Annotated in this window: 20 protein-coding genes and 1 tRNA gene; 11 read left to right on the forward strand and 10 right to left on the reverse strand. The window is 67.6% G+C overall.

The genetic code is table 11. The annotated features are described in order from the left end of the window. Positions 1-14: 14 nt before the first annotated feature. Genes NBE95_RS09010 through NBE95_RS09020 form a run of 3 tightly spaced genes read right to left on the reverse strand, consistent with a single transcriptional unit; the run spans position 15 to position 2361 of the window. Positions 15-1391 carry a HAMP domain-containing sensor histidine kinase gene (locus NBE95_RS09010; protein WP_289893566.1) on the reverse strand — a complete coding sequence of 459 codons (1377 nt, stop codon included), beginning with the start codon at positions 1389-1391 and terminating at the stop codon, positions 15-17. Next, positions 1388-2056 carry a response regulator transcription factor gene (locus tag NBE95_RS09015; RefSeq protein WP_289893567.1) on the reverse strand — a complete coding sequence of 223 codons (669 nt, stop codon included), beginning with the start codon at positions 2054-2056 and terminating at the stop codon, positions 1388-1390. The genes NBE95_RS09010 and NBE95_RS09015 overlap by 4 nt, the downstream gene beginning before the upstream one ends. Further along, positions 2056-2361: a PepSY domain-containing protein gene (locus NBE95_RS09020; RefSeq protein ID WP_289893568.1), complete on the reverse strand. Its 306-nt coding sequence runs from the start codon at positions 2359-2361 to the stop codon at positions 2056-2058. Before NBE95_RS09020 ends, NBE95_RS09015 begins: the two co-directional genes overlap by 1 nt. A gap of 224 nt (positions 2362-2585) precedes the next feature. On the opposite strand from NBE95_RS09020, the gene NBE95_RS09025 reads away from it, so the two are divergent. From NBE95_RS09025 to NBE95_RS09040, 4 genes are all read left to right on the forward strand, one after another. After that, the gene (locus NBE95_RS09025; RefSeq protein ID WP_289893569.1) at positions 2586-3275 is read left to right on the forward strand and encodes a calcium-binding protein; all 690 of its coding nucleotides are present in this window, start codon (positions 2586-2588) and stop codon (positions 3273-3275) included. A gap of 154 nt (positions 3276-3429) precedes the next feature. After that, complete coding sequence (locus tag NBE95_RS09030) at positions 3430-3804, forward strand: YciI family protein (RefSeq protein WP_289893570.1); 375 nt, start codon at positions 3430-3432, stop codon at positions 3802-3804. Beyond that, entirely contained in the window at positions 3791-5044 is a 1254-nt protein-coding gene (locus tag NBE95_RS09035) for an RNA polymerase sigma factor (RefSeq protein ID WP_289893571.1), read from the forward strand. Before NBE95_RS09030 ends, NBE95_RS09035 begins: the two co-directional genes overlap by 14 nt. A 78-nt stretch (positions 5045-5122) precedes the next feature. Then, the gene (locus NBE95_RS09040; protein WP_019353364.1) at positions 5123-5587 is read left to right on the forward strand and encodes an SRPBCC family protein; all 465 of its coding nucleotides are present in this window, start codon (positions 5123-5125) and stop codon (positions 5585-5587) included. Positions 5588-5629: 42 nt separating this feature from the next. Here the strand turns inward: NBE95_RS09040 and NBE95_RS09045 are convergent, their stop codons facing one another. Both NBE95_RS09045 and hppD read right to left on the reverse strand, forming a co-directional pair. Continuing rightward, positions 5630-5986 carry a Rieske 2Fe-2S domain-containing protein gene (locus NBE95_RS09045; RefSeq protein ID WP_289893572.1) on the reverse strand — a complete coding sequence of 119 codons (357 nt, stop codon included), beginning with the start codon at positions 5984-5986 and terminating at the stop codon, positions 5630-5632. After that, entirely contained in the window at positions 5987-7099 is a 1113-nt protein-coding gene (gene hppD, locus NBE95_RS09050; protein WP_289893573.1) for a 4-hydroxyphenylpyruvate dioxygenase, read from the reverse strand. A 123-nt stretch (positions 7100-7222) separates the two neighbouring features. On the opposite strand from hppD, the gene NBE95_RS09055 reads away from it, so the two are divergent. Further along, positions 7223-7696, forward strand: a complete 474-nt coding sequence (locus NBE95_RS09055; protein WP_289893574.1) for an Lrp/AsnC family transcriptional regulator — start codon at positions 7223-7225, stop codon at positions 7694-7696. 108 nt (positions 7697-7804) lie between these two features. Beyond that, entirely contained in the window at positions 7805-8815 is a 1011-nt protein-coding gene (locus NBE95_RS09060) for a lysine-2,3-aminomutase-like protein (protein WP_289894865.1), read from the forward strand. A 666-nt stretch (positions 8816-9481) separates the two neighbouring features. On the opposite strand, the gene NBE95_RS09065 is transcribed toward NBE95_RS09060, so the two are convergent. From NBE95_RS09065 to phaC, 4 genes are all read right to left on the reverse strand, one after another. Then, positions 9482-9571, reverse strand: a tRNA-Ser gene (locus tag NBE95_RS09065). Between the two features lie 50 nt (positions 9572-9621). After that, positions 9622-10209: a polyhydroxyalkanoate synthesis repressor PhaR gene (phaR, locus tag NBE95_RS09070; RefSeq protein WP_289893575.1), complete on the reverse strand. Its 588-nt coding sequence runs from the start codon at positions 10207-10209 to the stop codon at positions 9622-9624. A 163-nt stretch (positions 10210-10372) separates the two neighbouring features. Continuing rightward, on the reverse strand, positions 10373-10849 hold the full coding sequence (locus NBE95_RS09075) for a phasin family protein (RefSeq protein WP_289893576.1): 477 nt from the start codon (positions 10847-10849) through the stop codon (positions 10373-10375). A 116-nt stretch (positions 10850-10965) separates the two neighbouring features. After that, positions 10966-13326, reverse strand: a complete 2361-nt coding sequence (phaC, locus tag NBE95_RS09080) for a class I poly(R)-hydroxyalkanoic acid synthase (protein ID WP_354670349.1) — start codon at positions 13324-13326, stop codon at positions 10966-10968. Between the two features lie 133 nt (positions 13327-13459). On the opposite strand from phaC, the gene phaZ reads away from it, so the two are divergent. Beyond that, positions 13460-14785 carry a polyhydroxyalkanoate depolymerase gene (gene phaZ / locus NBE95_RS09085; RefSeq protein ID WP_289894866.1) on the forward strand — a complete coding sequence of 442 codons (1326 nt, stop codon included), beginning with the start codon at positions 13460-13462 and terminating at the stop codon, positions 14783-14785. A gap of 27 nt (positions 14786-14812) precedes the next feature. Here the strand turns inward: phaZ and NBE95_RS09090 are convergent, their stop codons facing one another. Continuing rightward, entirely contained in the window at positions 14813-15559 is a 747-nt protein-coding gene (locus NBE95_RS09090) for an alpha/beta hydrolase (RefSeq protein WP_289893578.1), read from the reverse strand. Between the two features lie 167 nt (positions 15560-15726). On the opposite strand from NBE95_RS09090, the gene thrS reads away from it, so the two are divergent. The 4 genes from thrS (at position 15727) to NBE95_RS09110 (ending at position 20406) form a co-directional block, all read left to right on the forward strand. Then, on the forward strand, positions 15727-17673 hold the full coding sequence (gene thrS / locus NBE95_RS09095; RefSeq protein ID WP_289893579.1) for a threonine--tRNA ligase: 1947 nt from the start codon (positions 15727-15729) through the stop codon (positions 17671-17673). Positions 17674-17898: 225 nt separating this feature from the next. Then, a complete protein-coding gene (locus tag NBE95_RS09100; protein WP_011747293.1) occupies positions 17899-18105 on the forward strand; it encodes a cold-shock protein in 207 nt (68 codons plus the stop codon). A 184-nt stretch (positions 18106-18289) separates the two neighbouring features. Then, positions 18290-19750, forward strand: a complete 1461-nt coding sequence (locus NBE95_RS09105; protein WP_289893580.1) for a class I adenylate-forming enzyme family protein — start codon at positions 18290-18292, stop codon at positions 19748-19750. Continuing rightward, on the forward strand, positions 19747-20406 hold the full coding sequence (locus NBE95_RS09110) for a DsbA family oxidoreductase (RefSeq protein ID WP_289893581.1): 660 nt from the start codon (positions 19747-19749) through the stop codon (positions 20404-20406). The genes NBE95_RS09105 and NBE95_RS09110 overlap by 4 nt, the downstream gene beginning before the upstream one ends. Positions 20407-20499 lie beyond the last annotated feature (93 nt).

Consider the following 20499-nt stretch of genomic DNA (forward strand, 5'->3'; position numbering starts at 1 on the left):
GCGACCGAAGCGAGTCAGGACGGGTCGGGGGACGGTGAAGCCGGGTCGGGCGACAGCGCCTCGAAGCGCAATTCGGCCTGGAAGCCGGGATGGGTGTTGCGCAGCGCCAGCGCGCCCTGCGCGGCATCGACGATATCGGCGACCACGGCCAGGCCGATGCCCTGCCCCTCGCCGCTGGGATCGAGGCTGAGGCCGCGGCGGGTCAGCCCGGCCAGATGCGCCTCGGGCACGCCCGGGCCGTCATCGCTTATGGCGATGCGGATGGCACCGGCCTCTGGCCGGACCCGGACGCGCACCGTGTCGCGGGCGTGGCGCATGGCGTTTTCCAGCAACGCACCAAGCGCCTCGGTCAGGTCGTCGGGGTCGATGCGGGCGCGCAATCCGGGCGCGGCATCGAGCTGCCAGTCGATCTCGGCGCCCAGGGGCGTGCGGCGCAGCACGCCGATCAGCTTGGCGGCGATCGGGCCGGGCTCGGCGCCGGCGGCATTGCGCCCCGACTGGATGCGGGCGCGGGCCAGTTCCCGGTCGACATGGCGGCGCATGTCGGTGGCGACGGTCTCGATGCTGCGGGCGATCTCCTCCTCGCCGCGGGCACGCAGCTGCGCGGCATCGCCCAGCAGCGCCTGCAGCGGCGTCTTGAAGCCATGCGCCAGATTGGCGGCACGCTGGCGGGCGCGGGCCAGCTCCTCGTCCCGGGCGTCGAGCAGCCGGTCGATCTGGCAGGCAAGCGGGATCACCTCGGCCGGCAGATCCTGGCCGATGCGCGGCCGCCCCCCCGAGACCAGCCCCGCCACCCGTTCGCCCACCCGGGCCAGCGGCTGCAGCCCGATGCGGATCTGCAGCCAGCTTGCCCCCATCAGCGCCGCACCGAGCAGCGCGAGATAGGGCAGCAGGTCGCCCAGGAAACCGCGCCGCGCCAGTTCCAGATCGTCGCGATTCTCGGCCACGATGATGCGCAGCGGCACCGGCCGGTCGCCGCGGCCGACCGACAGGCCCTGCTCGACCGCCAGCAGCGCCTCGCCGCGCGGTCCGGGCAGGGTCCGCACCCGGGTCTGGCCCGGCGGCGGCGCCGGCGCCTCGGCCGGCAGCGTATAATCCCAGAGCGAACGCGAGCGCCGTGTCTCCTCGCCCAGCGTCACCTGCCAGTAATGACCCGAGAAGGGCTGGCTGTAGAGCGGATCCTCGGGCGGCGGCCGCAGCCGGGCGCCGCCATCCGCCTGGGGTTCGACCATGGCCGCCAGGGCCAGCGCCCGGGCGCGCAGGTCGGCGACGGCGACGCGCTCGCCATGGCGCTCGAACAACATGGCCAAACCCATGCCGGACAGCGCCAGCGCCGCGGCGATGGCCAGCGCCCCGGCCAGGACCAGCCGCCAGCGGATCGAGCGGCTCACGCCGCCGGCCCGTTTTCCAGATGATAGCCGAAGCCGCGCCGGGTGCCGATCACGCCCGGCCCCAGCTTGCGGCGCAACCGGGTAATGATCGCCTCGACCGCATTCGCCTCGCGCGAGTCGTCGTCGCCGTAGAGATGCTCCAGCAGCTCGGTCGGCGGCACCGTCCGGTCGCGGTTCAGCGCCAGATAGGAGATCAGCCGGAACTCCAGCGGCGTCACCGGCACCGGGATGCCGTCGATGGCGGCGGTCATCCGGTTCAGGTCCACGGTCAGCCGGCCGATCTGCTGGGTCGCATTGCCCCGCCCGCCGGCGCGGCGCACCAACGCGCGGGCGCGGGCGATCAGCTCCTCCATGCGGAAGGGCTTGGGCAGGTAATCGTCGGCGCCGGCGTCGATCCCCTCGACCCGCTCGGTCCAGGCGCCGCGGGCGGTCAGGATCAGCACCGGGCTTTCGCAGCCCTCGGCGCGCCAGCGTTTCAGCACCGTCAGCCCGTCCAGGCGCGGCAGGTTCAGGTCCAGCACGATCAGGTCGTAATTCTCGGTGCCGCCGCGGAACCAGGCGGTCTCGCCATCGGCGACCGCCTCGACCAGGAAGCCCGCGGCCTTCAGCGCCCGTTCGAGATCCGCGGCGATGCGCGGCTCGTCTTCGACAACCAGCACCCGCATCAGTCCTCGTCCAACTCGAGAATGGTGCCGGTCGCGGCGTCCAGTTCGACGTCGATCAGCCGGCCGTCCTGCGTCACCAGCTCGACCTCGTAGATCAGCATGTCGTCATCCTGCCCCAGTTCGACCTCGATCACCCGGCCCGGATGCGAATCTTGCAGCCTTGCCAGCACCTCGGCAAGCGGCAGGATGACACCCCGCGCCACCGCGTCGCGGGCAAACTCGAAATCCGGGTCCGCCAGATCCTGCGCCTGGGCCGAAACCAGGGGTAGCGACAGGACCAGAGACAGGAGGGCGAGCGTCTTCATGCCGGTTCTGATAGCGCCTGAGAACTGACAACGGCCTGACAAGGCGGGCAAACCCGCCCGAACGCCGATCTGCCGGGCCGCCTGACAATCGCCTGACAGTCCGGGTCAGAACACTGTCAGCAAGCCTGTGCCATCTCCTCATTCATTCCATCCGCGACGGATGCACCGCCGCGATTCCCCATTTCTGCGCGGGTCCACCCCGTCCCATAAAAAGGAACAACACCATGGCACGCAAGATCGGAACCAATTTCGCCGATGTGCTGAACGGCACCAATGCCGCCGACTGGCTGGCGGGGCTGGGCGGCAACGATCGGGCCTTCGGCCTGGCCGGCAACGACACGTTGCTGGGCGGCGAAGGCAAGGACAGCCTGCATGGCGGCCTTGGCAATGACGAGATCGCCGGCGGCAATGGCGATGACGAGATCGAAGGCGGAAACGGCAATGACACCCTGTTCGGCGGATTCGGCAATGACGAGCTGGAGGGCGGGAACGGCCATGACCGGCTTTGGGGCGGCCATGGCAATGACGATCTGGAAGGCGGCGCCGGCAACGACCTGCTGAACGGTGGCGTCGGCCATGACGAACTGGATGGCGATTCCGGGAATGACCGGCTGTGGGGCGGCGCGGGCCGCGATTCGCTGGATGGCGGCCGCGGCAATGATCTGCTTTGGGGCGGCCAGGGCGCCGATGTCTTCGAATTCGAGCGGGGCGACGGGCTGGACGTCATCACCGATTTCCAGAACGGTCTGGACCGGCTGGACTTCGACGATTTCAGCCGCGCCCAGGTGCAGCAGGTGATCAACACCGCCCAGCAATCGGGCGACGATCTGGTGCTGCGGCTTTCGGCCGATACCACCGTCACCATCCGCGACATGCGGGCGAACCAGCTCGACATGGGCGATTTCGTGTTCTGATCCGGCAGGCATGACCGGACCGGCCGCCGCGGAGCATCCCTTCGCGGCGGCTTTTCCATGCGCAATGCCGGCCCCCGCCCCCTATCGGCGCGAATATTTTGCCTTCAGTGTCGGAACCCGGACGCACCCGCCGTCCTTGGCACAGGAGGACCCGATGCTTTACGCGCTGCTTTGCTACAATGACGAGGCCGTCACCTCGGCCTGGACCCGCGAGGAGGATGCCGCGGTGATGGAGCGGCTGGGCGCCGTGCATCGCAAATGGGCCCGGCAGTTCGGCCCGGTGGCGCGGTTGATGCCGACCAGCGCCGCGACCACCTTCCGCAAGGACGAGCAGTTGGTGCTGGACGGCCCCTATGCCGAGACCAAGGAGCAGCTGCTGGGCTTTTACATCGTCGACGTCGAGGGGCTGGCCCGGGCGCTGGACATCGCACGCGATCTGGGCGCGGCCAATCCCGGCGGCGCCTACGAGATCCGGCCGCTGATGATGTTCCATCCGGGAGGAGAGGCGGGTGACGATGGACAGGACTGACCCCGGCTGGATCGAGGCGCGGCTGACCGGCGCGCGGCCGCGCGTCATGGCGGCCCTGCTGCGCTATTTCCGCGATCTCGACCTGGCCGAGGAGGCCTATCAGGAGGCCTGCCTGCGCGCCCTGCGCCACTGGCCGCAGAACGGCCCGCCGCGCAACGCCGAAGGCTGGCTGATCATGGTCGGGCGCAACGCCGCGCTGGACCATCTGCGCCGCGACGCCCGGCGGGCCGACCTGCCGCCCGACGAGGCCATGCCGCAGCCCGAGGACGGCCCCGACCTTGCCGAACGGCTGGACGCGGCGGATTACCGCGACGACATCCTGCGGCTGCTGTTCGTCTGCTGCCATCCCGACCTGCCCGCCACCCAGCAGATCGCCCTGGCGCTGCGCATCGTGTCGGGCCTTTCGGTCGAGCGCATCGCCCGCGCCTTCCTGGTCGCCCCCCGCGCCATGGAGCAGCGCATCACCCGCGCCAAGGCCCGCATCGCGCAGTCCGCCCTGCCCTTCCACACACCCGGCCCGTCCGAGCGCGCCGAGCGTTTCGCCGCCGTGATCGCGATGATCTACCTGATCTTCAACGAGGGCTATACTGATGCCGACCCGGCCGGCGAGCGCGCCGCGCTCTGCGACGAGGCGATCCGGCTGGCCCGGCTGATGCTGCGCCTGTTTCCAACCGAGCCCGAGATGATGGGCCTGCTGGCGCTGATGCTGCTGCAGCACAGCCGCCAGCCGGCGCGCTTCGACCCGGACGGCGCGCCGATCCTGCTGGAAGCCCAGACGCGGACCTTGTGGGATCGCGCGATGATCGACGAGGCGCTGGCCATGCTCGACAAGGCGATGCTGCACCATCGGCCCGGCCCCTATCAGATCCAGGCCGCCATCGCCGCGCTTCATGCCCGCGCGCCGCGACCCGACGAGACCGACTGGGCCGGCATCGACCAGCTCTATGCCGCGCTGGAACGGCTCGCGCCTTCGCCGGTGGTCACGCTGAACCGGGCCGTCGCCCTGTCCAAGCTGCACGGCCCCGAGGCGGCGTTGGCCCTGGTCGAACCGCTGCGCCAGCGGCTGGACGGCTATTTCTACCTGCACGGCCTTCGCGGTGCCTTGCTGCGCCAGCTGGGCCGGAACACCGAGGCCCGCGAGGCCCTGTCCCGTGCCATCGGACTGGCCAATTCCGCCGCCGAGGCCACGCATATCCGCCGGCAACTGGACAGCCTGCAGGCGCTTTCGGAAGGATCCTGAAGTTCTTTTCGCGGCCCTTGTCGGATAGCCGCCCCTCCGCCCGTTCCTTGACCAGAACCCAGACCAAGGAGAGATCCCATGACCCATGAACCGAAACACATGCTGGTGTTGGACCGCGTGCTCGACGCCCCCGCGGCCAAACTGTGGCGCTGCTGGACCGAGTCCGAGCTGCTGAAGCAATGGTTCTGCCCCAAGCCCTGGTTCGTTTCCGAGGCGCGGTTGGACCTGCGGCCGGGCGGCGAGTTCTATAGCGTGATGAACGGCCCCGATGGCGAGCGGTTCGAGAATTTCGGCGTCTTCCTGGAGATCGAGCCCGAGCGGCGGCTGGTCACCACCGACGCCTTCCTGCCCGGCTGGATTCCCACCGAGCGCGCCTTCATGGCCGCGCATGTGCGCTTCGAGCCGCAGGGTGACAAGACCCATTACGTCGCCCGCGCCATGCACTGGAACGACGAGACGCTGAAGCAGCACGAACAGATGGGTTTCCACCAGGGCTGGAACATGGCCGCCGATCAGCTCGAGGCGCTGGCAAGGTCGCTCTGACCGCGATGGGGAAGGCGCCGGGGTGGCGCCTTCCCGCCCGGGTCAGGTCGAAGCGATCCTGACCTTGCCGCCGGTGGTGGACAGCGGCACGATGTCGAGCCCGCAATCGGCGCCCGCCACCGCCCGACCGCTGGCGATGTCGAACATCGCGCCATGGGCGGAGCAGATCAGCCGCGCGCCGTCGGCCGAGACCAGCCGATCGCCGCGATAGTCCAGCGGCAGATACTGGTGCGGACAGGCATTCACATAGGCCCGCAGCCCCTCGGGCAGCCGCACCAGCAGCAGCGGAAAGCGGCCATTGCCGCTTTCGACGGTCAGGCAGCGGATATGGCCGATCTCGGTCTCGTCGCAGATCTCGGTCCCGGCGGGCGGGGCCGAGGCATAGTCGGTCCAGGCCATTCAGGCGGCCGGGTCGGCATGCAGCACGCCACGGCGGATCTGGTCCGCCTCGATCGATTCGAACAGGGCGCGGAAATTGCCCTCGCCGAAGCCGTCATCGCCCTTGCGCTGGATGAATTCGAAGAAGATCGGCCCGATCACCGTCTTCGAGAAGATCTGCAGCAGCACCCGGGTCGTGCCGCCGCCCACGACGCCCTCGCCGTCGATCAGGATGCCGTGCCTCTTCATGCGGTCGATGGGCTCCCGATGGTCTTTCACCCGCTTTCTCGACATTTCGTAATAGACATCCGGCGGGCCGGGCATGAACGCCATGCCGGCCGCGGCGATCCGGTCGGTGCCGGCATAGATGTCCTCGGTGGCGATGGCGATGTGCTGGATGCCCTCGCCCTTGTATTCGCGCAGGTATTCCTCGATCTGGCTGCGGTCGTCGGTGGATTCGTTGATCGGGATGCGGATCTTGCCGTCGGGCGAGGTCAGCGCCCGGCTGACCAGCCCGGTCTGCTTGCCCTTGATGTCGAAATACTTGATCTCGCGGAAATTGAACGTGTCGTGGTAAAATTTATACCAGCTGTCCATGTTCCCGCGCACCACGTTATGCGTCAGGTGGTCGAGATAGTAGAAGCCGAAGCCCTCGGGTTTCGGGTCCGGTTCGCCCAGCCAGTCGTAATCGGCATCATAGGCGCTGCCGGCATCGCCGTAGCGGTCGATGAAATACAGCAGCGAGCCGCCGATGCCGTAAACCGCCGGCGCGTCGATGGACTTGCCGCTGCCGGTATATTCTTCGGCGCCCAGGGCCAGCGCGCGCCTCAGCGCCGCCTGCGCATCGACCACCCGCCAGGCCATGGCGGGGGCGCAGGGCCCGTGCTCGCGCACGAAACCGGCGGCATGGCTGTCGGGATCGGCGTTCAGCAGGTAGTTGATATCGCCCTGCCGGTAAAGCGTGATGGCCTTGCGCTTGTGCTTGGCCACCGGCACGAAACCCATCTGCCGGAAGATGCGGTCCAGCGTTCCGGGCTCGGGATGGGCGAATTCGACGAATTCGAACCCGTCGGTGCCGGCGGGATTGTCGGGGCTGATGGTGGCTTTCGGGGCGTCATGCGGGAACGGACCCATGGCGTCTCCTCCTGTTCTGCTCGCGTGCTGGCTTGATCATCGCGCGACAGCCGTGCAATTTCGCTGCAAACTGGGCCAAGGATTCGACCGGAATACACGGATCGCGCATGAAGGGAGTTTATCATGCAAGAAACGCGCATGGACGGGTTCGACATCGCCATCCTCTCGGCCTTGCAGCGCGACGGGGCGATGACCAATGCGGCGCTGGCCGAACTGGTGAACCTGTCGCCCTCGCAATGTTCGCGCCGGCGTGCGGCGCTGGAGGCCGCGGGCGTGATCGAGGGCTACTCGGCCCGGCTCAACCCGCAGAAGCTGGGCCTCGGCCTGCGCGCCATCATCCGCATCAACCTGCGCGGCCACGGCCAGGGCAAGGACGATGATTTCGCCCGCTTCGTCGCGGCGCATCCGCAGATCCGCTCGGCCTTCTCGGTCTCGGGGGATGCGGATTACATCCTGGACGTTCGGGTGCGCGACCTGGAAGCGTTTTCGGATTTCATCCATCGCCACCTGCTGCCGCATCCGCAGGTGGCGCAGGTGCGCTCGGAAATCGTGCTGCGCATCCTGAAGGATGAGCGCAGCCTGGCGCTGCCGGCCTGAACCTGCCCTTGCCAAGCCGGCGGCATGGGCCGATATACCGCACTTCCCCAGCCGCGCGAGTCCGCCTTGTCCGCAGAAAAGCCCCGTCCCATCACCACCGTCGCCGGCATGGTCGATGCCGGGCTGGCCGATGCGGCCAAGGCCGGGACGCTGGAACAGGTCGCGGCCGAGTTCCGCATCCGCATGACCCCGGCCATGCAGCGCGCAGCCGAAGCGGCGCCGCGCGGTCCGGTCGCGGCGCAATTCGTGCCTGATGCACGGGAACTGCTGATCCGGCCCGAGGAACTGGCCGATCCGATCGGCGACGATGCGCACAGCCCGACGCCCGGCCTGACGCATCGCTATCCCGACCGGGTGATCCTGCACGTCACCCGCAGTTGCGAGGTCTATTGCCGGTTCTGCTTCCGCCGCGAGGTGGTGGGCGAGGACGGCACCCTGCCCGAACCGCAGCTGGCCGCGGCGCTGGATTATGTCGCCCGGACGCCGGCCATCCACGAGGTGATCCTGACCGGCGGCGACCCGATGGTGCTGTCGGCGCGCCGCATCGCGGCGCTGCTGCAGCGCCTGGCGGCGATCCCGCATGTCGATATCGTCCGCTTCCATACCCGCATCCCGGCGGTGGCGCCGCAGCGCATCGACGCCGCCATGCTGCAGGCGCTGCGCCCCGAGCGGCTGGCGGTCTGGGTGGTGCTGCACATCAATCACGCCGACGAGCTGACCGCCGAGGCTTGCGCCGCCCTGGCCCGGCTGGCCGATGCCGGTGTCCCGCTGCTGTCCCAGACCGTGCTGCTGAAAGGGGTGAACGCCGACGCCGAAACCCTGGCCGGATTGTTCCGGGCGCTGATCCGCAACCGGGTGAAGCCCTATTACCTGCATCATTGCGACCTGGCGCGCGGCACCAGCCATTTCCGCACCAGCATCGCCGAGGGCCAGGCGATCATGGCGCAGCTGCGCGGCCGGCTGTCGGGGACCTGCCTGCCGACCTATGTGCTGGACCTGCCGGGCGGGCATGGCAAGGTGCCGCTTGGACCGGGCCAGGTCGAGGAAACCGCGCCGGGCCGCTATATGATCCGCGACTGGCGCGGTCGGATGCACGATTATCGCGATCTGGACGCTTGAGTCGGCGGATGCTGTTCTGAACCGCGACACGCCAAATCCGTGACGTCTTATTGCCTTCATGGCTGCTACTTCTCAAGCTCAAGCTCAAGCTCAAGCTCAAGCTCAAGCTCAAGATGCCCGAAAGCTCGGTCACAACATCGGTCGTGTCACTGTAAGATCGTCAAGATCAACCCCTAGGACTTCGTAGAAATCGCCAATACTGATTTCACGCCGCCAGATTAGGCGGGCAACTTCTAATAAGATTTCGTCCACTGGGTTCCCTTTGCATTGGTCGCGCCGCAACGCGATTTGCCGCATGTCGCTACCCAATCAAGATACCGTTGCTTGAACGCGCCGTTCTTGCGGGCGAACCATTCTTCTCGATCTTGAATGAAGGGCGTAATGACGTCTGATGCCAAAGTTTCGGTAATTCCGCCCCAAGGTGCCGGCACTGTTCCGACGAACGAAATCCCCGCTGCCTGCATCGCTTCAATGGTCTTTTGGTCTCATCGGCTTTCCCGGCGTTCTTCGCCATACTATTCCGTCCGGCTAGGCGGCCGGACGAGCCTTCCATTCGCGATCTCGTGAGCGCTCAGCCGGTCGCGGTGGGTGTTCTAGCTTTCCGATTTCTGCCATAGACCTTTGTTAGAAACGCGGTCGGAAAAAATCCAATAAAATCAAGGTAATTGGCGGACGGTGAGGGATTCGAACCCTCGAGACGGTTCCCCGCCTACACACTTTCCAGGCGTGCGCCTTCGACCACTCGGCCAACCGTCCGTGGCGGCTCATCTAGCGCGGCGCGGCGGCCGGCGCAAGCCGCAGTTCTCTCAAAGCTTGGAAATCCGCTTCTGTAATTCAGCAAGTTGGCGGCGGATCTCGGCCATGTCTTCGGGTTCGGCGGCCTTCTTGCCGGCGCGGCGGGGATCAGGCTCGACCTCGCCCAATTCGGGGCCGCTGCTGCCCGCCGTCCCCCAACCCGCCGCCATCGCCTTCAGGAACATCTGCTGCTGGCGCTGCAGCGCCTCGAAGCCGGGCATCGAGGACATCGGGTTCGGGAAGGTCGACAGGTTCTCCATCATCTTGGACTGGCCCTCGCGCAGCATCTCGAAACTGGCGGCGAGGAATTGCGGCACCACGGATTGCGCCTGCGTGGTGTAGCTGCGCACCAGGTCGATCAGCACCTCGACCGGCAGCACGTTCTCGCCCCGGCCCTCATGCTCGGCGATGATCTGCAGAAGATATTGCCGCGTCAGGTCGTCGCCGGTCTTCAGGTCGACGATGCGGACCTGGCGTCCGGCGCGGATGAAACGGGCGATGTCGTCAAGCGTGACGTAATCGCTCGTCTCGGTGTTGTAGAGGCGGCGACTCGCATAGCGCTTGATCAGCAGCGGGGTCGTGTTCTCGGCCTCGGCCATGGCTCCTCCGGCGATGCATTTGCAGCATGATGGGAAATGACCCGCGGAAATGCAAAGAAAATCGCCCGTCATTCCCGACGCGACGCGGCGTGCAGAAATGAGAAAAAGGGGGCAGCACCCTGCCCCCTTGTCCCGAATTGTCCGATACGGCCGAAGGCGCGGATCAGGCCTTGGTCACGGTGCTGGCCGAGGTCGTCGCGGCGGCAGCGGCTTTCTTGACCGCGGCCTGGGTCTCGCGGGTGGCCTTCTCGGCGGCTTTCTGGGCGTCGGCGGCCAGGTCCTTGCCGGCGGTCAGCATCAGATCGACGGTGTCCATCTGCACTTTCTTGGCGACTTCGGCGAAGGCGGCCATGTGCTCGGCAGCGGCTTCCGCGGCGGAGGTGGCGAAATCGCTCACGGCCTTGGCGTATTCGGCCGGCTCTTCCTTCGAGGCGGTCAGCTCGCCCAGGCGGGCGATGGTGTCTTTCGCCCATTGCGACGAAATCTCGGTCGAACGCTCGGCGGCAGCCAGGGCAACCCGGGCCATCTTCTCGCCCAGCGCGGTCTGCGACTTGAACGCGTCCTGGACAGAGGAGGTGTCGATCGGCATTTTCGCCAGCATTTCCTGCAGGGTTTTGGTGAAGTCGGGGGTCTTGGCCATTTGCTCTCTCCTAGATCGGCGCGAAGCTTGGGCACCGGTTGAACTGTTCTGTCCCCCATATACTTTCTGCACTGCAGCATTGCAAGGTTTTCTTGCTGCGATGCAGAAAATTTCTGCTAGGCGCGCTCATGGACATAGACGCCGGGAGCCGGGCCGAAACCCTCGCCGGACTCCCGCGCTTCGACCAGGGAACCGGAATGCCGCGCCAGCCATTCGCCCCAGCGGCCCCACCAACTGCCTTCGTGGCGCTGCGCCTGGTCCAGCCAGTGCTGCTCACCCCGGTCGAAGCCGGCATCCGAGGTGTAATGGCCGTATTTCTTCTTGCTGGGCGGATTGACGATGCCGGCGATATGGCCCGATTCGGAAAGGATGAAGGTCTTGTCCGCGGAGCCCATCTGCGCCACGCCGCGCCAGCTGTCGCGCCAGGGGGCGATGTGGTCGGTTTCGCAGGCGATGGCGCAAAGCGGCACGGTCACGTCGCTGACATGCAGGCGCTGGCCCATCAGCTCGAACCCTTCGCGGACGAAGCGGTTCTGCTGGCACAGGCCGCGCAGGTATTCCACCGCCATGCGCCCCGGTAGGTTGGTGCCGTCGCCGTTCCAAAACAGCAGGTCGAAGGCGGGCGGCGTCTCGCCCAGCATGTAGCTGCGGATCGCCGGTCCCCAGACCAGGTCGTTGGCGCGCAGGAAGCTGAAGGTGCGCGTCATCAACTGGGCGCTGAGCACACCGGTGCGCGCCGCTTCCTCCTCGATGCCCGAGACGAAATCCTCTTGCAGATAGGCGGTGAATTCGCCCTGGTCCTCGAAATCGGTCAGGGTGGTGAAGAAGGTGGCCGAGTTCACCCGGTCGTCGCCGCGCTGCTTGAGCAGCGACAGCGTCAGGGCCAGCGTGGTGCCGGCGATGCAATAGCCGATCACGTTCAGCTTCTTCTGGTCGGTCAGGTCCAGGATCCGGTCCATGACCTCGAGATAGGCGTGGACGTAATCGTCCATGCCGGTCTCGCCATAGCTCGGGTCGGGGTTCTTCCAGGCCACCACGAACAGCGTATAGCCCTGGTCGACGATCCATTTGATCAGACTGTTCTGCGGCTTGAGGTCGAGGATGTAGAACTTGTTGATCCAGGGCGGGAAGATCACCAGCGGGATCTCGTGCACCTGCCCGGTGCTCGGCTTGTACTGGATCAGCTCGTAAAGCCGGGTGCGGGCGACGACGCTGCCTTCGGAGGTGCCGATGTTCTCGCCCACCCGGAAGGCGTCGTGATCGGCCAGCGAGACGATCAGCTCGCCGCTGTTCTGCTCGACGTCGCGGACCAGGTTCTCTAGCCCCCTGACCAGGCTCTCGCCTTCGGTCGCCAGGGCCTTTTCCAGCGCGTCGGGATTGGTGGCCAGGAAATTCGTCGGCGCCATCATGTCGATCATCTGGCGGGTGAACCATTCGATCCGGCGCCGGTCGGTCATCTCGGGCAGGTCCAGCGCGCCGGCCGCTTCCTCCAGCGCCTGGGCGTTGATGTGATATTGCCGCTTGATGAAGTTGAAGAACGGATGCGCCTCCCACAGCGGATTCGAGAAGCGGCGGTCCCGCGGCCCCTCGGCCGGCGGCGGTGTCAGGGTGCCGCGGGCGAAGGCGGCCTGGGCCTCGGCGAAATGGCGCAGGGTTTCGCCCCAATAGCTGACCTGCTGGCCGATCACCCGCTCGGGCTGCTCGGCCAGCAGCTTCAGCCAGGCCGAGGTGGCGGTGGCGAAAAGGTCGGGGCCGGGCATCTCGACGCCGGGGCTGTGGGCGCGGCGCTGCGCCAAGGCGCTGATCAGCCGTTGCGTCAGCGATTCGATGCGCTCGATATTCAGGGCCAGCTGCTCGGGCAGCCGGCTGTCGGCGCCGAAGGCGGCCTCGGCGAACGCCGTCGCCTGATTGCCGAGCGCCGGGGCGGCGGGGGCATCGCGCCCGGGCATGGTGGGCTTCTCCGGCGCGGTGGCGCCCGCGGCGGCGGGGGCCTTGGCGGGCCCGCCCTGCCCCGGCGCCGCGGGTCCGGTGGCGCCAAGCGGGCGCAGCGCCTCGTCCACGGCGCTCAGGCTTGCCGGCTCGGCGGTTTTCGCCGGCGCCTTGGCCGAGGGCTTGCGGTGCGTGCCGGTGCGGGTATCGCTGCGCCCGGCAGCCCGGCCTCGGGCCACGGCATTGCGCGGGGCGGATTTCGCCGCGGCCTTGGCCCGCGCCGGTTTGGCCGGGGCGGCGGCTGCGGCCGACCCCTTCGCCGGTTCCGCCGCAGGGCTCACGGGCTTGGCCGCCCGGCCGCGCGGCGCGGCGGATTTCGCGGCCGGCGCGGCGGCCGGCTTGTCGGAGGCAGCGGGGACCGAATCGCCGGCGGGAGCGGCCGTTTTCGCCTCGGTCCGGGCTTTCGCCCTGCCGCCGCGGCCCCTGCCCGGTTTGTCCGCCGCCTGCGCTCCGGCGCCGGTCTCCGGCTTTTCGTCCTTGCCTGCCATAATTGACAATCCTCCCCTAACCGTAAAATCATTATGCCTAGCATAGAACGCAGGTAAAGCCGTGACCTCTTCCGTCCAGGCCAAATCCGGCGAACCCAACGGAGATCTGGTTACGATGGCGACTTACAAAGGGCTGAGGGGCATCATCTCCTATGATGCGATGGAGACGATCCGGAACACCAACGAATGGATGGGGGCGAGCGCGCGCGCCCTCGCCTCCTATCCCGCCTTTGCGATGATCCCCAATCCGCTGTTCAAGCTGATGTCGGCCTGGGGCCGCGTGACCGAACGCAGTTTCTCGCGCATGGTGATCAAGCCGGACTGGGAAATCCCGCCGATCGTCTCCGAGGACGGTCAAGACCATATCGTCTATGTCGAGCCGGTGATCGAGCGGCCCTTCGGCGACCTGGTGCATTTCCGCGTCGCCCGGCGCGAGCCGATGGCCCGCAAGATCCTGCTGGTCGCCCCGATGTCCGGCCATTACGCCACCCTCCTTCGCACCACGGTGACATCACTGCTGCCCGATTGCGAAGTCTATGTGACGGATTGGCACAATGCCCGTGACATCCCGGTCAGCTGCGGCAAGTTCGACATCGAGGACTACACCCAGTACCTGGTCGACTTCATCCGCCATCTCGGCCCGGACGTGAACGTGATCGCCGTCTGCCAGCCGGCGCCGCTGGCGCTGGCCGCGACCGCCCTGCTCGCCGAGGAAGATCCCAAGGCCCAGCCTCGCTCGCTGATCCTGATCGGCGGCCCGATCGACCCCGACGCCGCCCGCACCGAGGTCACCGATTTCGGCAACCGCATCACCATGGGCGAGCTCGACTACCTGATGATCCAGCAGGTCGGCTTCAAGTATCGCGGCGCCGGGCGCATGGTCTATCCCGGCCTCGCCCAGCTTTCCTCTTTCATCGCCATGAATGCCGAGACCCATGCCAAGGCCTTCCTCGACAAGGTCTTCGCCGAGGCGCGCGGCCAGGCTTCCGAGGGCGACAAGCACAACACCTTCTACGACGAATACCTGGCGGTGATGGACATGACCGCCGAATTCTACCTCTCGACGGTCGAGCGCATCTTCAAGGAACGCGAGATCGCCCGGAACCGCTTCGCCGTGAACGGCAAGCCGGTGGACCTGGGCAAGATCAGCAATGTCGCGGTCATGACGGTCGAGGGCGCCAATGACGACATCTCGGCCCCCGGCCAGTGCGTCGCGGCGCTGGACCTGTGCACCGGCGTGCCGGCAAGCCGCAAGACCCAGCACCTGGAACCCGGCGCCGGCCATTACGGCATCTTCGCCGGCAAGAGCTGGCGGCTGAACATCCGCCCGCTGGTGCTCGACTTCATCGACGAACAGGTTCCCTCGGCTCCGCATCGCAAGCGCCGCCGCGGCGGCGCGGCGCCGGTCGATTGCGGCGCGATCAACCTCTCGGAACAGGATTCCAAGATCGCGGTCTGATCGCCCGGCAACCGGAGGCGGTCCGCCTCAGGTCGCCCGTGCCAGCACGTCCTCGACCGCCGCGCCGATCAGCGCCAGGCAATCGGGGGTCGAAAAGCGGTGATCGGCCCCCTTGACCAGCGCCAGCCGCATGTCTTCGCCCGCGGCATGGCCCAGCAGGTCCAGCGCCCAGGACATCGGCACATCGGCATCCGCCGTGCCCTGCAGGAAGCGTGTCGGGAAGGGCAGCGGCAGCGGCTGGTCCAGCACCAGATGCCCGCGCCCGTCCTCGATCAGCCGGCGGGTGATGACATAGGGATCGCCATAATCGCTCGGCTGCTCGACCCGGCCGCGCTCCAGCAGCGCCGCGCGCTCGGCATCCGAGAACCCGGCCCAATAACCGCGCTCGGTGAAATCCGGCGCCGCCGCCACGGTGACCAGCCCGGCCAGCCGCTCGGGCATGGTCCGTGCCAGCAGCAGGCCGATCCAGCCGCCCATCGAGGAACCGACCAGCACCTGCCGCCCCTCGGTCAGCCCGCGGATCGCGGCCATGGCATCGGCCAGCCAGTCGCCGACGCAGCCCTCCTCGAAGACGCCCGGGGATTCGCCATGCCCCGAATAGTCGAAGCGCAGGAAGGCCCGGCCCTGCGTCCGCGCCCAATCCTCCAGCCACAGCGCCTTGGTGCCCTGCATGTCCGAGCGGAACCCGCCCAGGAACACCACGCCGGGCCCCCGGCCCTCGATCCGGTTATAGGCGATGCGCCGCCCCTGCGGCCCGTCCAGAAACTGCGTCATTTCTCCGTTTCCCAAATACCCTGCGGGGGAGTCGCGGAACGCGACGGGGGCGCAAAGCCCCCCCCGCATCCCTAGCCGCATTGACAACGCCCGGCAATCGCGCCACACCCGCCCGACATACCCGCAACCGGGCGTTCCGTGGGCGCCAAACCGACGAGGAGGACTCCATGTCCCAGATCTCCCTGACTTTTCCCGATGGCAATGCGCGCGCCTATCCCGCCGGGGTCACGGCGGCCGAGGTCGCGGCCTCCATCGCCCCCAGCCTCGCGAAAAATGCCATCTCGGCCAGCCTCGATGGCCGGCATATCGACCTGCAATGGCCGATCATGGCCAGCGGCAAGATCGCCATCAACACCATGAAGGACAGCGAACCGGCGCTGGAGCTGATCCGCCACGACCTCGCCCATATCATGGCCCGCGCCGTGCAGGAGCTGTGGCCCGACGTCAAGGTCACCATCGGCCCGGTGCGCGATTACGGCTGGTTCTACGATTTCGACCGCGCCGAGCCCTTCACCCCCGAGGATCTGGGCGCCATCGAGGCGCGGATGAAGCAGATCATCGCCGCCCGCGACCCGGTCCGCACCGAGCTCTGGGACCGCGCCCGCGCGCTGGCCTATTACGAGGACCGCGGCGAGCCCTTCAAGGTCGAGCTGGTGAACCGCATCCCCGAGGGCGAGGATCTGCGGATGTATTGGCACGGCGACTGGCAGGATCTCTGCCGCGGCCCGCATCTGCAGCATACCGGCCAGGTGCCGGCCGACGCCTTCAAGCTGACGCATGTCGCCGGCGCCTATTGGCTGGGCGACGCCTCGCGGCCGATGCTGCAGCGCATCTACGGCGTGGCTTTCAGGAACCGCGACGACCTCAAGGCGCATCTGACCATGCTGGAGGAGGCCGCGAAACGCGACCACCGTAAGCTCGGCCGCGAAATGGAGCTGTTTCATTTCCAGGAGGAAGCGCCGGGCATGGTGTTCTGGCACCCGAACGGCTGGTCGATCTATCGCGAGCTGGAAGCCTATATGCGCCGCCGGCTGATCCGCGCCGATTACAAGGAAATCAAGACCCCGCAGGTCGTCGACCGGATCCTGTGGGAAAAGTCCGGGCACTGGGAAGCCTATCGCGAGAACATGTTCATCGTCGAGGTGGACGAGGAAGGCGCCAAGGAAAAGCGCGTCAACGCGCTGAAGCCGATGAATTGCCCCTGCCATGTCCAGGTCTATAATCAGGGCCTCAAATCCTATCGCGATCTGCCGCTGCGGCTGGCCGAATTCGGTTCCTGCCATCGCTACGAGCCCTCGGGCGCGATGCACGGGCTGATGCGGGTGCGCGGCTTCGTCCAGGACGACGCGCATATCTTCTGCACCGAGAACCAGATCGAGGCGGAATGCGCCGGCTTCATCGGGCTCTTGTCCTCGGTCTACAAGGATCTCGGCTTCGAGAAATTCGACATCAAGCTCTCGACCCGCCCCGAGGTGCGCGTCGGCTCGGACGAGATCTGGGACAAGGCCGAGGCGGCGCTGAAAGGCGCCATCGAGCATCTGGGCCTGCCCTATGAGGTCAATCCCGGCGACGGCGCCTTCTATGGCCCGAAGCTCGACTTCAAGCTGACCGACGCCATCGGCCGCGAATGGCAATGCGGCACCTTCCAATGCGACTTCAACCTGCCGCAGCGGCTCGAGGCGGAATATGTCGGCGAGGACGGGGCCAAGCACATGCCGGTCATGCTGCACCGCGCCGTGCTCGGCAGTTTCGAGCGCTTCATCGGCATCCTGATCGAGAACTATTCTGGCAAGCTGCCGCTCTGGCTGGCGCCGCGCCAGGTCGTGGTCGCCTCGATCGTCTCGGGCGCCGACGATTACGTGCATCGGGTGGTGGCCGCGCTGCGCGAAGCCGGGCTGCGGGCCGAGGCCGATACCCGCAACGAAAAGATCAACTACAAGGTCCGCGAGCATTCGGTCGGCAAGGTGCCGGTCATCATGGCCGTGGGCCTGAAGGAGGTCGAGGAGCGCAGCGTCTCGGTGCGCCGTCTCGACCGGCAGGGCAGCGAAAGCCTGGGGCTGGATCAGGCCATCCAGGCCCTTGTCGCCGAGGCCACGCCGCCCGATCTGCGCTGACGACGCAGATCAGCAAGAACTTGCCCATGACACTGCGCGAGCTGACCGGGGGTCAATTTGCGCGGTGCATTATTGCTTGCGTTTTTTCGCGAATCGTTCATCCTCTCGTCCGCGTGAGCACGACTTTCTACCGCCTCCCTTCACGGGGCAGCCGGACTTGACGGGAAAGGGCTGCACGGCCCGGGCGCAATCTCGCCCCGGGAGACTTGAAGGAGAGACGGTAAAATGGCTACCGGCACCGTAAAATGGTTCAACGCCACCAAAGGCTATGGCTTCATCGCACCCGATGACGGCGGCAAGGACGTGTTCGTCCACATCTCGGCGGTCGAGCGCGCCGGCCTGACCGGCCTGAACGACAACCAGAAGATCGCCTACGAATTGCAATCCGGCCGCGACGGCCGCAGTTCGGCTTCGGATCTGAAGCTGCTCTGATTCGGCGGCACCCGGAATTTCGGAACCGGCCGGGCCGCAAGGCGCCGGCCGTTTTCATTGGGACGACCGCGTCTTCGTTGCGCCGATACCCTGGGGGAGTCGCGCAGCGACGGGGGCAAAGCCCCCTTCCCACCCGCGCCGCAAGCCTCTATCCCGAAACCCTGGACCGGGCGGAGGCGACGGAATGAATCTGGCCGAACATGTGCTGCAGGCGGGGCTGGCGGTGCCGGACAAGCTGGCCATGTCGGTGCTCGGCCTTGGCCGCGCCGATCGCTGGTCGCACGCCCGGCTGCGCCAGGCGGTGCTGGGCACCGCCACCGGCCTGCTGCGATCCGGCCTTGGGCCCGGCGACCGGTTGCTGATGCGGCTGGGCAACAATCCCGGCTTCCCGGTGACTTATCTCGGCGCCATCGCCGTCGGCATCGTGCCGGTCCCGACATCGCCGATGCTGACCGCGCCCGAGATCGGCAGGATCGCCGCCGCCATCCGCCCGGCGATGATCGTCGCCGATCAGGGCATCGCCCTGCCCGAGCACCCCGCCCCGGTGCTGTCCGCCGCCCGGCTCGCCGATTTCGCCACCCTGCCGCCGGCCGCCTTCGCGCAACGGGATCCCGACGACCTGGCCTATATCGTCTTCACCTCGGGCACCTCCGGACAGCCGCGCGCCGTCTGCCACGCGCATCGTGCCATCCTGGCCCGCGGGATGATGTTCGACGGCTGGTATGGGCTGACCGCGCAGGACCGGCTGCTGCATGCCGGCGCCTTCAACTGGACCTTCACGCTCGGCACCGGGCTCATGGACCCCTGGACCCTCGGCGCCACGGCGCTGATCCCGGCCGAGGGGGTGGCGCCCGAGCAGATCCCGCTGATCGCCAGCCGCCACGGCGCCACCATCCTTGCCGCCGCGCCCGGCGTCTTCCGTCGCATGCTGCGCGCCGACTGGCAGCCCTGGGCCGGGCTGCGCCATGGCCTCGTCGCCGGCGAAAGGCTCGATCCCGGCCTGCGCCGCGACTGGCGGGCGCGCACCGGCACCGACCTGCACGAGGCCATGGGCATGTCGGAATGTTCGACCTTCCTGTCCGGAAGCCCCGCCCGGCCGGCGCCCGAGGGCACCGCGGGCTTCCCGCAGCCCGGCCGCCGCATCGCCATCCTCGACGATGGCGGCGCACCGGGCCAGGGCCCCGGCATCCTGGCCGTGCACCGCTCGGATCCCGGCCTGTTCCTCGGCTATCTCGACCAGCCGGGGGAAACCGCCGCGCGTTTCCGGGACGAGTGGTTCCTGACCGGCGACCTGGCCGAGGTCACGCCCGAGGGCGCGATCCGCACCCTGGGCCGCGCCGACGACATGATGAATGCCGGCGGCTTCCGCGTCGCGCCGGGCGAGGTCGAGGATGCGCTTTCCACCCTGCCCGATGCGGGCGATGTCGCGGCCGCCGAACTTCCGGTCGGCCCCGGTTCCAGCATCATCGCCGCCTTCTGGACCGGCACCGCCACGGCCGAGACGATGCGGCAACAGGCCGAGGCGCGGCTGGCGCGCTACAAGCAGCCGCGGGAATACATCCGCCTGTCCGCCCTGCCCCGTACGCCGACGGGCAAGATCAATCGCCGCGCCCTGCGCGACGCCCATCGCAAGGACCAATCATGACCGAACCGCTGCCCGGCCAAGTCCGCCTCGACATCTTTGCCGACCCGGTCTGCCCCTGGTGCCTGATCGGCAAGGCCGAGCTGGACCGGGCGCTGGAAAGCCGCCCCGGCCACCCTTTCGCCATCACCTGGCAACCCTTCCGCCTGGATCCGCAGATGCCGCAGGCCGGGATGGATTACGTCGCCTATATGAAGATGAAATTCACCGACGAGAAGGGCATCATCGCCGCCATGAAGCCGGTGATGGAGGCCAGCGAGCGGCTGGGCCTGTGGATCAACCCCTCATTGATCGAGCGGATGCCGAACACGCTTGACGCCCACCGCTTGCTCTACTGGGCCGGGCTGGAGGGCGTGCAGACCCCGGTCATGTCCGGCCTGATGCGGGCGCATTGGCGCGAGGGCCGGAACATCTCGAACCCCGACGTGCTGGTCGAGATCGGCGAAAAGGCCGGCATGCAGGGCGCGATGATCCGCCGCCTGCTCGCCACGGCCGAGGATCGCGACCAGGTCGCCAGCCGCGAGCTGCATGCCCGGCAGCGCGGCATCAACTCGGTCCCGACCTTCATCGTCGCCGACGGCCATGTCGTCACCGGCGCCCAGCCGGCCAGCCTGTGGCAGAACGTCATCGACGAGCTGACCGGCGGTCAGGCCCAATAGGTTGCCCCCACAGGTTGCGCTGACCGCCCCGGGATCCTCAAGATCTGGAAATCGGCGCCGGTTTCGCCTATATTCCTATCTCTCATGTTTTTC

It is taken from the genome of Paracoccus sp. TOH (genome assembly GCF_030388245.1).
In the GTDB taxonomy this organism is placed as follows: Bacteria; Pseudomonadota; Alphaproteobacteria; order Rhodobacterales; family Rhodobacteraceae; genus Paracoccus; species Paracoccus simplex.

Coding starts and splice junctions, on each gene's coding strand:
- NBE95_RS09060 (WP_289894865.1), top strand. CDS start 7,805: ATGGTCGATGCCGGGCTGGCCGATGCGGCCAAGGCCGGGACGCTGGAA.
- NBE95_RS09045 (WP_289893572.1), bottom strand. CDS start 5,986: ATGGCCTGGACCGACTATGCCTCGGCCCCGCCCGCCGGGACCGAGATC.
- NBE95_RS09075 (WP_289893576.1), bottom strand. CDS start 10,849: ATGGCCAAGACCCCCGACTTCACCAAAACCCTGCAGGAAATGCTGGCG.
- NBE95_RS09040 (WP_019353364.1), top strand. CDS start 5,123: ATGACCCATGAACCGAAACACATGCTGGTGTTGGACCGCGTGCTCGAC.
- NBE95_RS09055 (WP_289893574.1), top strand. CDS start 7,223: ATGCAAGAAACGCGCATGGACGGGTTCGACATCGCCATCCTCTCGGCC.
- NBE95_RS09020 (WP_289893568.1), bottom strand. CDS start 2,361: ATGAAGACGCTCGCCCTCCTGTCTCTGGTCCTGTCGCTACCCCTGGTT.
- NBE95_RS09025 (WP_289893569.1), top strand. CDS start 2,586: ATGGCACGCAAGATCGGAACCAATTTCGCCGATGTGCTGAACGGCACC.
- NBE95_RS09110 (WP_289893581.1), top strand. CDS start 19,747: ATGACCGAACCGCTGCCCGGCCAAGTCCGCCTCGACATCTTTGCCGAC.
- NBE95_RS09030 (WP_289893570.1), top strand. CDS start 3,430: ATGCTTTACGCGCTGCTTTGCTACAATGACGAGGCCGTCACCTCGGCC.
- thrS (WP_289893579.1), top strand. CDS start 15,727: ATGTCCCAGATCTCCCTGACTTTTCCCGATGGCAATGCGCGCGCCTAT.
- hppD (WP_289893573.1), bottom strand. CDS start 7,099: ATGGGTCCGTTCCCGCATGACGCCCCGAAAGCCACCATCAGCCCCGAC.
- phaC (WP_354670349.1), bottom strand. CDS start 13,326: ATGGCAGGCAAGGACGAAAAGCCGGAGACCGGCGCCGGAGCGCAGGCG.
- NBE95_RS09035 (WP_289893571.1), top strand. CDS start 3,791: ATGGACAGGACTGACCCCGGCTGGATCGAGGCGCGGCTGACCGGCGCG.
- NBE95_RS09090 (WP_289893578.1), bottom strand. CDS start 15,559: ATGACGCAGTTTCTGGACGGGCCGCAGGGGCGGCGCATCGCCTATAAC.
- NBE95_RS09100 (WP_011747293.1), top strand. CDS start 17,899: ATGGCTACCGGCACCGTAAAATGGTTCAACGCCACCAAAGGCTATGGC.
- NBE95_RS09015 (WP_289893567.1), bottom strand. CDS start 2,056: ATGCGGGTGCTGGTTGTCGAAGACGAGCCGCGCATCGCCGCGGATCTC.
- NBE95_RS09105 (WP_289893580.1), top strand. CDS start 18,290: ATGAATCTGGCCGAACATGTGCTGCAGGCGGGGCTGGCGGTGCCGGAC.
- phaR (WP_289893575.1), bottom strand. CDS start 10,209: ATGGCCGAGGCCGAGAACACGACCCCGCTGCTGATCAAGCGCTATGCG.